Raw genomic sequence first — 10,401 nt, 5'->3', positions numbered from 1 at the left:
GAAGTGGCCGGACTTCGATACACCGCGCACGCCTCTATTGGGCGAGGTGTGGAAAACCATACGTCCTGAGGGTGATGAGCCGCCATCGCCGTACAGCCAGGAGTTCCTGCGGGCCGCCGCCTACTATTGGGACCGCTGGTCCCGGTCCGTTGGCTCAGTCGAACTCCCGTAAAGCTAATGTGACCACCGGTCTACGGAGCAGCAGTCCCCCGTGTGCCAGTCCTCGTGCCGAAGGACGGCGCGCAGCGGTGCCGACCGGCAACTATCCGCAGGGACTAGACAACGTCGAACTGCCCCGTGAAGGGTTCCCTGGAGGTCACGAAGGACCGGGGATCAACCCTCTGTGTGACGCTTTACGGAACGGTGGCTCAGGCTTCCAAGGATGCAACCCCTCCGTGGAGACCGCCTGGATTCCCAAGCGATTCAGGCAGGAGCACAATGAGAGAGCTTTAGGGCGTCGATCGGGGAAGAGAAATGAGAAAAGCCGGGAAAGTACTGCTCGTCATCCTGGCTGTGCTGGCCATTTCTGGGATTGTCGGTTGGGTGGCGGGCCCCGAAGCCGCCGGCGGCGCTCTGTTGATGATGGCAGCGGGCCTTGGAGCCTTCTTCGGTGCTGGCTGGGGCGGAGATCGCGCCACAAAGGTTGAAGAATACCGACAAGAACTACTAAGCAAAAAGAAGTTCGGAAGTCCTCAGCAGCCGAATAACACCAGAAACTCCGGGGATAACAATTCAGCATGATTGCTGCATGCCCCGTGGGCGCAGCAGGCATCGCGCTACTACTGCTCGCCGACTGCCGCACGATCGCACCCTAGCCGAGCTGATTGCGCCGTTGACCGTTCCCGAGGGGAAGCCTTGGACTAGACCTAACCACCTGTGCCGTGAAGGGTTGGTTGTACTGCACCTGACATTGCTATCGTGCGCGCTAATGGTGTGCTGGTGGATTCTTCACAGCTCGGCGATAGGCCCAGAAGGCGTACCCATAGCTCACAAGGCAAAGTGCGATGACAACCCAAGAGAAGACCGCGTTTTGAGTGTCACCTTCAAACAACCTCCAAGCAGCGTTGACCAGCAGCAGTGACGCAAGCCCTCCCATCAACAGAGCCCCGACTTTGCTCATCCGCCTCTTGTTTCTCGTGCCCATGCCTGAGCCTAACGCTGTAGTCAAGTGGAAAGTGCCCGCCACTCTATGCGCCTGCGAGCCTTGAACAAGGCGGCCAGCTTTCAGTCCGGTACAAAGTTCCCCCTAGAGGTTCCTAAATGGCGCGAGTCCTAGCAGCTGGGCAGCGGACCACAGGTTTTTACTCCCCAGACGGCAACATTGAAAACATTGCAGCGCTTAGACCTACGTCTAGCATGATGCCCGTGAATGCCAGGCTAATAAGCGCGATCCGGCGTGAACCCAGCGGCTCGCCTTCCTGACGTGGGTGGCGGGACTCGAATACGGCGCAGGGAACCATCATCAGGACGCCAACGATGAAGATAAGCATTAGAACTACTTGCGCGCTATTCATGAGGACCCATTCCATACACAGTCCCTGCCGCCGTACTGGAGCAATATCGACTCTATGGGCGCTCTGCGCGCATGTCTACGTGATACGTGTGGGGTGAACTCGCTAGCGCGTTATTGTGAGTGACTCCTGTGGCATTGCGCAGGAGACGAGCTCATACTGCGCTGTTCCTTCTGCGCGGTTGTTTCTACCGGTGTCGTCGCACCAGTCGATGTTGTACGGCATTGCAGTCACCGTCGCTACTCCAACCGCTATTTTCGCAGGAACGGTGAAGACATACGTGAATTCCCCGGAATCAGTCATTGGGGCAATTGCGTCGACGACTTTGGCGCCGCTTTTATCGGTGACGCTCACTTGGACCTGAGCACTGCCGCCGTATCGCGGGTTACATTCCGCCGCCGGCGCTGCGACTGTCACCTTGTCGCCTGCTTTAGCGCTTGCGGGGTCCACCGAATAGGCAGGAGGGAAGCAAGGCGGTTCTCCGTCCGAGGATGAGGAGCAGGCACCTGCTGTAGCTACTAAAGCAGCACTAAACAGGACCACGAAGTGTGACTGCCACGAATTCTTTCTCATTGGAAACCTGCCAGGGAGCTTCATGTACCCATTGTTGTCCTGCTTGCGCGACCACCCTTGAAAAGTTCAAAGTCGTCCCCGAATCGTTGTGCTTCTTCGGTACGGCCGCCATCTCTGACACATGCACCGATGAGGGTTCCTTCGATGGATAGAGCTACTGGGAGCAGGCTCTTCCTAGGTTCCCTAAGAAGACTTGAAGGAATGCAACTGTGTTGAAAGTTCGTTTTCTAGTCGAGGAGCATCGCTATGCTCCTTGGCCTGACTGGGTCGTTGAACCAGAAGATGACCGGCTATACGAGGGAGCGGTTTTCGGCCGCGCCGGCACCGCATGGGCGACTGTTTTTACCTTAGGGCTGACTCATGAGAGCCACTTGCTGAAGGTCGTGTCCAAAATGTTTCCTCAGCTGCCGATCACTGCCGGCATCGATCTTGGAACCTTGTTGGAGTTGCGCGTCTGTTCACCGTCCTTCCGGGAGGGAGATCCCCGCTTCCTCAGGGATGGAAAGAACATTGCCCTGGTTCAAGATGAGTTCGACGCAAACGCGGTTGAACAATACTGCAATGCGAAGATTCGGGAGCTTTCAAAGCTGCGGGGTCCGCGACTGTATCGGGAGTTGGAGCGCAGCTTCCATCTCTTCGATCCGGACGACGACTGAGCTGCTGTTCCGCCGAATGCCCCGTTGGGTGTTCCCGTCTGGGCTGCAGTGACAGCACCCCAAGTGGATTTTCCTGCTTCCTTCACTCTTCCGGGAACTGGCGGACAATGTCGGGAGGAAAGGCGTTCAGCAATTTAAGTCTGAGTTTCTTGCTGTCTTTCCAGTCATCGGTGTGGACCTCGGTGCTTCTTCCGCGCCGATCCATCAGACAGATACAGCCGCAGCTGCGGTCACCTACGAGGATGACGTCGGCCAGCTTGATCGACTTCGTTTGGCCTGGTTCGAGCTTCAGCAGGTGGGTTTCTGTGAGCGTTAAGGCGGCCTTAGACGTCTTGCTTCGCCATTTCTGATGCCCGTCGGGGGACTCGTTCGGCTTTAGGCCGTCTGTGCCGTTGTGGCGCTGCCAGATCTCATAAGGGTCCAAGGTAAGTTTCAGTGCAGCCGCGTCGGCTTTGCGGACCTCGGTGTTCTCGTCGACCGCAACGATGAGTGATTCCAGGGATGCCGTCAGTGTGGCCGTTAATTCATGCCCGGTCATCGAGGCGGCCGCGTCGAGCAGTGCCTGCCGGGTCGGAGTAGCTCGTCCGAGAAGGCCGTTGACTGCCATCTGGGTGAGGTAATCGGAAGCGACGGTATCGTCCCACGTGAACAATGCTTGGAGTGCGTGGTGGGCGGCCTGAACCGCGTCGTCGGTGAAGCCCCCGGCGGCCACGTCACGGACAGCAGCGACGCTGGCCCGCAAAGTGGCGGCGGTGTTGGCCGGGACCGGGTCAAGGATGAGGTCGAGCTGGCAGCAGTCATCATCGAGCTGCGTTGTGAGAATCACGACCGAGTAGATGAGGCCGCTGACGTGCCGCAGCAGTGCGAGCAGCTCATATCTCAGTGCCTCTCCAAGGAATGTTGAATTCCTCGACGGGACCATGAAGGACAGTGCCACTCCGCTCTTCTGCGACCTGATCAGGGTTGGAGTTGTGATGACGGGTCCGGGCTGGTGTCGGCTGACAGGGGTGCCCTGCGGAAGACGAATGTCCAGGGAGCCGGGTACCGGTCCAGTGAAGGCGACGGCCGCGTTCTCCGCCGTGAACCATCGCTGGGCCCATTCGATCGCTTCGGCCCGGCTGATGCCTGTGATCGTCGGGGAACCAAAGTGCCCGGCACCCTGCCCGTTCGTTCCGAACCGGCCGGTCAGCAGGCCGCTGGACACTGTACTGAATCCTTGGGGTTTTCCGCTTCCATGATCGATTTTTCCAGCGCGAGATCTTCCTCGCTCACAGCCGTAAAACCGGAAACCGCGGCGGCGATGGCATTGAGATAGCCGGCAACGGCATCGGCGTCGCCACAGGCGTAGAACTCAACCGAATCCATCTGTACCGCTCCGCCGTGCCACAAAGTCACCGGTTGCACCATACGGAGAACGGCGTGCTCGACCAGATGAGTAATGCCAGCCAGCGTCACCGGTTCATTGCGGAACCCAACTCCAAACAGGAGTGACCCGGTGAAGATGCCGCCTCGGTCCACCGAATACGAGGGAATGCCTTTGTGCGAACTCTTCCTCACCATCTGCCTCATGAGTCACGGTCTCCCAGACACGACCACGAGACCGGATCAATGGGCAAAACGAGAGACCCGATGTCTGGTTGACCTGTGCACACGTCGCCTCCGGGAACGGGCCGCATAACGAAGTGCATCCTGAGACCTGGATACACTCACGTCGAGGGCGGTAAGAATACTCGTATGCCTCCGATACCTGACTCTCATCATGCAGCGTTTGACCGCTTGGTCACTCGAGCGCGGCAACTTTTCGGCAGTGCGGTCGAGGAAAAACTGATCGCTCCCGATAGCCACCGGCTTCCCACGTTTAGAGTTGGCCAGCTGTCCATGATTGGTGAGCAATGGCTCGTCGTTGATATCGAGCCTGGCCCGTACTCGCGGCACCGCCACGAGCGGTGGGAACTTGATTGGAACTCCGACCTCGAGAAAGCAAAGGCGCTGCTTGAGAAGTATCACGCGCGGCAGATGCTCGCTCCGAGTTCAGGAGATGTTCTCGTTGCACGGCTCATTGCCCTAGCGGGGGACGACGGCGACATCACCGTTTCAACGGAGCGCGCTGAGTTCGACAGGACCGCCACTGTCACGCCCCATCATCGCGGCGCGCTGCCGTTCGACGTCCTCATCACCAGCGGCTACGTTGTCGTCATCAATGGACCCGACTTCGGATGGTGGACCTTTGGAGGGGACTACGAAGATGACGGCGTTGAAGAGGCACAGAGAGTGCTAGAGCACCTGATCGTCCGAGGCGGGACCATCCGTATCATCCGACGCGCCAGTGAACTCCTCGACACCGACGGCAGCATAGTCAGCGGCCCCCACCGAGACGCAGTCCGCACACGCCGGACCAAGAACCTGCCCTACCTGCCCTATCGCCAGTCGGTCTGATTCTCAGCCAGACTATGGCGACCCCACCTGCAGCTTGAGCGACGACGAAGCGTGCTGATGGGCACCCGAAGGGACGATGCGCTGGTGGACCACCGGCTTGCGGGACGGTTTCAGCGGTCGATATGGGACGCCCTTGCGGGCCGTTGTAAGCCTGCAAGCGCCGCTATGGAGTACGAAACTCTATCCACAGGCACCACTTATGGGGGAGGATTCTTGTGAACATGACTGGCGACGATGCCGGTGCCATTGAGGAGAAAAATGGACAAGAGGAAGTTGCCCCAAGTTCTTCTTATTGCTGCTGCCGTCGGGTTTAGCATTGGTGCCGTCATCCAGTTCATCCGTTCCGAATTCTTAATTGGCAGTCTGAACCTGGTGGCCGCTCTGCTAGCAGTCGGCTTCCTCATTTATATGAGAAAAGCGCCGACACTTTAAAGCTGGGGCTTTGCCTTCCGGCGCTGCCCGTTGGCGCTTAGCTCCCGGGCGTAGCCGGCGACCTGCCCGCCAGAGTTCACGGACCCCGACGGAAATAAAGGTAAAGCCGGGCCCCTTTGCTGGCATATGGGTTCACCTGGAGGGCGCTGGCGTCGGGATCCGCATTGTTCCGTGATCGGCAAGGTGCAGCAGCTCGCGATCGCCCAGCGGCTCATCCAGGATCACGGTGCTCACTGGGGTGTACCCGGATGCGTTACAAGGCGTTGCCGGCCCGTTCTTATAGAGGGGAACAAGGGCGACAGCTGTGGACGTTTCGGCTTTGAGGATTCCCTTGGCAGTCGCGCACGGTGTTCCTTGCTCGTACTGGATCACCAGCTTTGTGCGGTCGCCGTTAATGTCCACTAGCCGCCAGTCCCCGATAGTGTCCGTGCCCTCGTCATAGGACGTGGCGACCCGCGGCTCCGTTGGCGTGATCCCAGCCAGGCCCACTGGCCGAAGGGGGTCCGGAGTGCCTTGGTTCCAGAGCTCGGCCGGGATATTTCCCGGCAGTGACGCACTTTCCGATGTGGACGGCGCGGCCGGCTCCGAAGTACAGCCTGCAGCGGCCACCACAAGCACAGCACTCACCGTCATAACCGTCAGCACGCGCTGAACTGCCGACGTCACCAGTGGCCACAGAAGCATGCCCATGACCTGAAACTATCCGGCGAAGTAACTGCTGTCTACGCTCCCAGTGCCTCCCGGGAACAAACCGTCCGCTCACCGTTCCCCCGAAGCACAGCAAAACCTCATTTCGGTGCCGAGGAACAGCTGTTCGGGGGCCCCGGCCGCAGGTACTCTTCGTTTACACGGATCGCGGCAAACGGCATGAATTGGTGGATACCGGATTTACGTCTCTTCGGGGATAGGCAGGATGAAATGGGCACTGTAAAGGTGATGGCCGCAGTAGCGGCCCTCGCAGCTGTGCTGGCCGGCTGCGCGGCGGCCGACACAGTCCCGCCGGCAGCAGAGAGCACCAAAGCGGCAATCACAACTGCCACGAACATGCCTCCAACGGCGCCGCCCGGAGTCTCCGCAGCAATCGAGGGCGTAAAGGCCAGCGCCAAAAACCGGGGCATCCTTCCCAATAATGTCTGGTACGAGGCTGTGCCTAACGCCGTGATCGCCATCATTCCCCCATCACCTGACGCCGACGTTCAAGGTTTCAAAGCTGATGTGGCAGCCATTTCGGCTGCGGCCGACGGGTTTACCGTCGGGATCAGGAACGCCCTGCGCAGTCTGGATGAGGCTAAGGCGATTCAGCGCCGCGTGGACGCTGACACAGCCTTTCTGCGCTCGAAGGGAATAAACATAACGGCCACCGGTATAACCACGAACGGCGACAGCGTCCTGGTCGACGTTGTCGGTGCAGAGGACATTGAGGCCGTAAAGCGGCAGCTTATCGACCGCTACGGACCCAGCATCGACGCCCAAACTGCGGCCGGAGTAGCCTCCTACTAAGCTTCATAGGCCTGACGAGGACTCGGGCGCAGAGTCTCAAACTCGGTCCCGCGGCAGACCTCAGCTAAACCTAGCGGAACGGTGCCGCTAGGGGTTGGCCGCGAGGGACCTTGGAGCCCCCACTCGTGCCGTAGGACGGGCGCTCCCGGGGGTCAACGCGAACTCTTGTTCGGGGTGTCAGCTGGCGATATGCTCCGCATACATTCTCGGGCATCCGGCATGTGTGGGCCATCGTACGAGGGGAATAACTGACCATGAGTCGCCCTTACCGCTCCCCCGAGTCATTCAACGTTAACAGGCGCCAGGTCAGAGCAATCGCCTGGACAATCGGACTCATGGCTGCAGTTGCCGGCTGTAGCCCGGCCGGGGATACTCAAGCACCCGCAGCGGATGCCAAGGAAGCAGTGTCAACTCCGGCAAGCATGTCGGGAGCTGGCGAAACGAACGGAACCGATTGCATAATCCGAGACGCCTCGGGCCGCCAAATATGGTTTGGCGAGGCAAATCCTCGCGTGAGCGCCTTGGGAAACGCGCTTCAAGCCATCGCTGATGAGCACAACGACCAGACGACGGGAGTTGCCCTGTGCTCGCATTATGAAGGAGCCGCAATCTATGTTGTGTCGCCGAGTGATGATGTGCGGCAAAGCATCGCGGGAGTAACTTCAAAGTATCCCGATCTGCAAGTAATCACTCGTACAGTCGCAGCTTCTCTTTCCCGGTTGGTCCCCGTCGGTACGAAGCTACTCCAGGTCCCAGAAATGAAGGGCCTCTTTGTAGGTCTGGGCCCAGATATGTACTCCGGCGGTTTGCGCATCACCGTCCGCCAGGACAAATGGCCATTATCGGAGAATGACAAACGCCGAATCAGCGATGTCGTAGAAGCCATAAATGGTTCACGTCTGCCTCTCACCTACGAGCAAGGAGGGACAGCGGTATTGGATTGATCGACTCACCCGGAACCCTCTGTTCCACAGAGGGTTACTCAGCGGGAGCCCGCCGGTAGCGGGATCCTGCATTATTGGAGAATGTGGAAATGGCGGAACGCGCGTTCGAAACCAGATGAACAGTGGCAAGCTCGGAAAGCCCTAGTTCAGGAGCTGGAATCCAAGCCTGAGCCTGAGTACGGGTACGGGCCACATTGGGAAGCCGTCATCGCCGGGCGCCGTGAATTCACGGGCAAAGTACTCAGTGGGCCCTACGTCGGTCACGATCTTTTAGTCACGGTCTATGGCGAAGCCGCGCTGGAACGGGAGTACGAGCCGGCGGACTTCTCATACGCCGCGGACTACTGGCTGGTCGACGAGGATAACGCCGGTCCCGGCGATGACGAACCCGATCCGTCCTTTGACACCTTGGAGGAGCTACTGGATTGGCTGGACGGCACGCCAATCGAATGGCACTCACCATACGTTGCACTTGCCCGGATAGGGCGACTTTCTGGTAGCGACGGAAAGCAAGTGCCCTAAGCCGGCGGTCGGGCCCGCTTGAGGTTAGTTTTCGGTGCGCGGTGAATCAGGGGGAGCTTCTTAGCCGCGTGAACGGCAGGGCGGGATACTGGATCCATGGAAAATGGACTGTACCGACTCACGGCTGCGCCTTCCGCCTCAAGCTGGGTTGAGTCCAAAGGCGATCAGCAAGATGAGCGCCCAATACCATTTCTTGACTTCCTCGTAGACGATCGGCCGATGCGAGATCTGCTGGATGTTCCGGAGGACTGGGAGCAGCCGCTGTACGAAACTACGGCCTTGCGCGATGATTGGCGGCCGAAGGCAGTGGTGGACTATCTGGACCGCCTGCTAGGGGTTCTGCCCGGGGACTATGAAGATGGCCGCGTTTCCCTATTGATCTGTGTTGTCTGCGGTGACTTGTGGTGCGGGGCGGTCAGCGTCGAATTGGCCCTGTCTCCGCAGACAGTTACCTGGCAGAAGATCGGCTGGCAGGGCGACCCCGAAGACGTCGAGCCCGAGACATTGACAGAGCAGTCCTTCACTTTTGACCGTGACGAATACGAGCAACTTCTGCGCGGTCTGCGGGAGCACTACAAAAAGCAGGCGCTCGTACCGCCACCGCTCAGATTTCTACGCCGTCTGTTCCGCCGCGGATCGTCAAGTTAATAGGGGCAGCTCAACGGTCAACGGAATAATGCTCGTCGAGGAAGGATAGTCCGCTCGTGGTTCCGCCAGCGTTCCGAACAGACTCTAGCAAGCTCGGGTATCCCCGTGGCGAGGACACTGAGTGGAACAAGATGATCGCACGGTAGACCGGAGGTACGCACAGCAGATGGTAGATCGCCATGATGACCCACAAGGGTGGATTTCTGCATATTTTGTAGCTGCGACCGGTCAATCTGGTTCCCCAGTCCGTTTGGGGTGGACCGACAAGCACACAGGTCTCGTGAAGTGGAACGGAACGGTTCTAGCCGAAGCCCGGCTGGTACCAGGCGATACCGACTCGACCGAGGGACCGGGATTCCCGATGCGCCTAACTCTCGAAGTCCAGGAATCGGCTTTTACCTACGCTATTGCCTTTGACGACGATCTCGCCGCCCTGGATTGGGCCCTTCTTGGCCTCGGCGAAGAAGGAGAGGTCGATAGCGATATATTTCTAGCAAGCTTGAGGAAAGGGTGGGAGAAGAGGACTGATCATTCGCGTTTGTGGCGCGGCGACGGTGTGTTCCCCATGCTTCAAAATCATGCGGAGAGCTTGGCCTCACTACCCGAAAGCAGACTGACGTTCTGGACAGACCCTCCTTATGAAGTCCGGCTCTCGTACCAAGACAACTTCGTCCGTATGTCGACGGCCGAGCACGACACGGTAAATGTCGAGTTCAAGGGCCTGTCGGTCCTTCTTGAGTGTCCAGTTTGGGTCCATGGCCTGAACTCATGGGTCGATGACTTTTACCGGCGTCTACGGACCGAGGATCTCTGGCTGGTAAGAACCAAGTTTTTGGGGATCCCGGTTCGCAAAGACTTTCTCTTCGACGAAGACGTGCCGGCGATGCACACTTGGGGGCTTGCCACGAAGTCTTCGGAGCTTTTCCTGCCGGCAGTCAACAAGGAGCGTTCCAGCCCGTAGAAGTTCGTATCAAGCGTGCCGCCCTACCGCATGCTCGCCTTAGCGCACGCGTGATTCCTTCTGATTGGACTAGTCCAACAGAATCATTCCGCTCGCGGTTCCTTCTATAGCCCGGGTGTGGGGACGTACCCGATCCCGGAGTCGGCAGCGCTGCAGCTATCCCGCTGCGCAGGGGGACGCCGCGACCAGCCATTCGAGACGGTACTGCCGTAGCCGCG

12 protein-coding genes are annotated in these 10,401 nt (G+C 59.1%); 9 read left to right on the top strand and 3 right to left on the bottom strand.

The window, feature by feature from the left end:
- Positions 1-474 precede the first annotated feature (474 nt).
- Entirely contained in the window at positions 475-741 is a 267-nt protein-coding gene (locus ARGLB_RS23145) for a hypothetical protein (protein ID WP_003799607.1), read from the top strand.
- Positions 742-2,293: 1,552 nt separating this feature from the next.
- A complete protein-coding gene (locus tag ARGLB_RS04980; protein ID WP_003799598.1) occupies positions 2,294-2,740 on the top strand; it encodes a hypothetical protein in 447 nt (148 codons plus the stop codon).
- Positions 2,741-2,822: 82 nt separating this feature from the next.
- Here ARGLB_RS04980 and ARGLB_RS04975 read toward each other — a convergent pair whose 3' ends face one another.
- Complete coding sequence (locus ARGLB_RS04975) at positions 2,823-3,944, bottom strand: insulinase family protein (protein WP_003799597.1); 1,122 nt, start codon at positions 3,942-3,944, stop codon at positions 2,823-2,825.
- Entirely contained in the window at positions 3,926-4,309 is a 384-nt protein-coding gene (locus ARGLB_RS04970; protein ID WP_139023262.1) for an insulinase family protein, read from the bottom strand. The genes ARGLB_RS04975 and ARGLB_RS04970 overlap by 19 nt, the downstream gene beginning before the upstream one ends.
- A gap of 309 nt (positions 4,310-4,618) precedes the next feature.
- Between ARGLB_RS04970 and ARGLB_RS04965 the strand changes: the two genes are divergently transcribed.
- Positions 4,619-5,176, top strand: coding sequence for a hypothetical protein (locus ARGLB_RS04965; RefSeq protein ID WP_139023261.1), 558 nt, complete (start codon positions 4,619-4,621; stop codon positions 5,174-5,176).
- A gap of 258 nt (positions 5,177-5,434) precedes the next feature.
- Positions 5,435-5,608 (top strand): hypothetical protein, encoded by a 174-nt coding sequence (locus ARGLB_RS23510; protein WP_003799591.1) that lies wholly within the window; start codon positions 5,435-5,437, stop codon positions 5,606-5,608.
- Positions 5,609-5,740: 132 nt separating this feature from the next.
- Here ARGLB_RS23510 and ARGLB_RS23140 read toward each other — a convergent pair whose 3' ends face one another.
- Entirely contained in the window at positions 5,741-6,298 is a 558-nt protein-coding gene (locus tag ARGLB_RS23140) for a hypothetical protein (RefSeq protein WP_003799589.1), read from the bottom strand.
- A 246-nt stretch (positions 6,299-6,544) separates the two neighbouring features.
- Here ARGLB_RS23140 and ARGLB_RS04955 point away from each other — a divergent pair, with 246 nt between their 5' ends.
- From ARGLB_RS04955 to ARGLB_RS04940, 5 genes are all read left to right on the top strand, one after another.
- On the top strand, positions 6,545-7,108 hold the full coding sequence (locus ARGLB_RS04955; RefSeq protein WP_139023260.1) for a hypothetical protein: 564 nt from the start codon (positions 6,545-6,547) through the stop codon (positions 7,106-7,108).
- A 335-nt stretch (positions 7,109-7,443) separates the two neighbouring features.
- Entirely contained in the window at positions 7,444-8,052 is a 609-nt protein-coding gene (locus ARGLB_RS23135) for a hypothetical protein (protein ID WP_139023259.1), read from the top strand.
- Positions 8,053-8,133: 81 nt separating this feature from the next.
- Positions 8,134-8,574, top strand: a complete 441-nt coding sequence (locus tag ARGLB_RS04950; protein ID WP_003799585.1) for a hypothetical protein — start codon at positions 8,134-8,136, stop codon at positions 8,572-8,574.
- Positions 8,575-8,670: 96 nt separating this feature from the next.
- Positions 8,671-9,222 carry a hypothetical protein gene (locus ARGLB_RS04945; RefSeq protein ID WP_003799583.1) on the top strand — a complete coding sequence of 184 codons (552 nt, stop codon included), beginning with the start codon at positions 8,671-8,673 and terminating at the stop codon, positions 9,220-9,222.
- Between the two features lie 280 nt (positions 9,223-9,502).
- A complete protein-coding gene (locus ARGLB_RS04940) occupies positions 9,503-10,183 on the top strand; it encodes a hypothetical protein (RefSeq protein ID WP_139023258.1) in 681 nt (226 codons plus the stop codon).
- Positions 10,184-10,401: the final 218 nt, after the last annotated feature.

The organism is Arthrobacter globiformis NBRC 12137 (genome assembly GCF_000238915.1).
GTDB lineage: Bacteria > Actinomycetota > Actinomycetes > Actinomycetales > Micrococcaceae > Arthrobacter > Arthrobacter globiformis.
Note: the sequence above shows the minus strand (reverse complement) of the source record. Positions and strands in the feature narration are given on the sequence as shown.

Excerpts from the sequence above, each read along its gene's own strand:
- ARGLB_RS23145 (WP_003799607.1), top strand. The coding sequence starts at position 475 with ATGAGAAAAGCCGGGAAAGTACTGCTCGTCATCCTGGCTGTGCTGGCC.
- ARGLB_RS04970 (WP_139023262.1), bottom strand. The coding sequence starts at position 4,309 with ATGAGGCAGATGGTGAGGAAGAGTTCGCACAAAGGCATTCCCTCGTAT.
- ARGLB_RS04965 (WP_139023261.1), top strand. The coding sequence starts at position 4,619 with ATGATTGGTGAGCAATGGCTCGTCGTTGATATCGAGCCTGGCCCGTAC.
- ARGLB_RS23510 (WP_003799591.1), top strand. The coding sequence starts at position 5,435 with ATGGACAAGAGGAAGTTGCCCCAAGTTCTTCTTATTGCTGCTGCCGTC.
- ARGLB_RS23140 (WP_003799589.1), bottom strand. The coding sequence starts at position 6,298 with ATGGGCATGCTTCTGTGGCCACTGGTGACGTCGGCAGTTCAGCGCGTG.
- ARGLB_RS04955 (WP_139023260.1), top strand. The coding sequence starts at position 6,545 with ATGGCCGCAGTAGCGGCCCTCGCAGCTGTGCTGGCCGGCTGCGCGGCG.
- ARGLB_RS23135 (WP_139023259.1), top strand. The coding sequence starts at position 7,444 with ATGGCTGCAGTTGCCGGCTGTAGCCCGGCCGGGGATACTCAAGCACCC.
- ARGLB_RS04950 (WP_003799585.1), top strand. The coding sequence starts at position 8,134 with ATGTGGAAATGGCGGAACGCGCGTTCGAAACCAGATGAACAGTGGCAA.
- ARGLB_RS04945 (WP_003799583.1), top strand. The coding sequence starts at position 8,671 with ATGGAAAATGGACTGTACCGACTCACGGCTGCGCCTTCCGCCTCAAGC.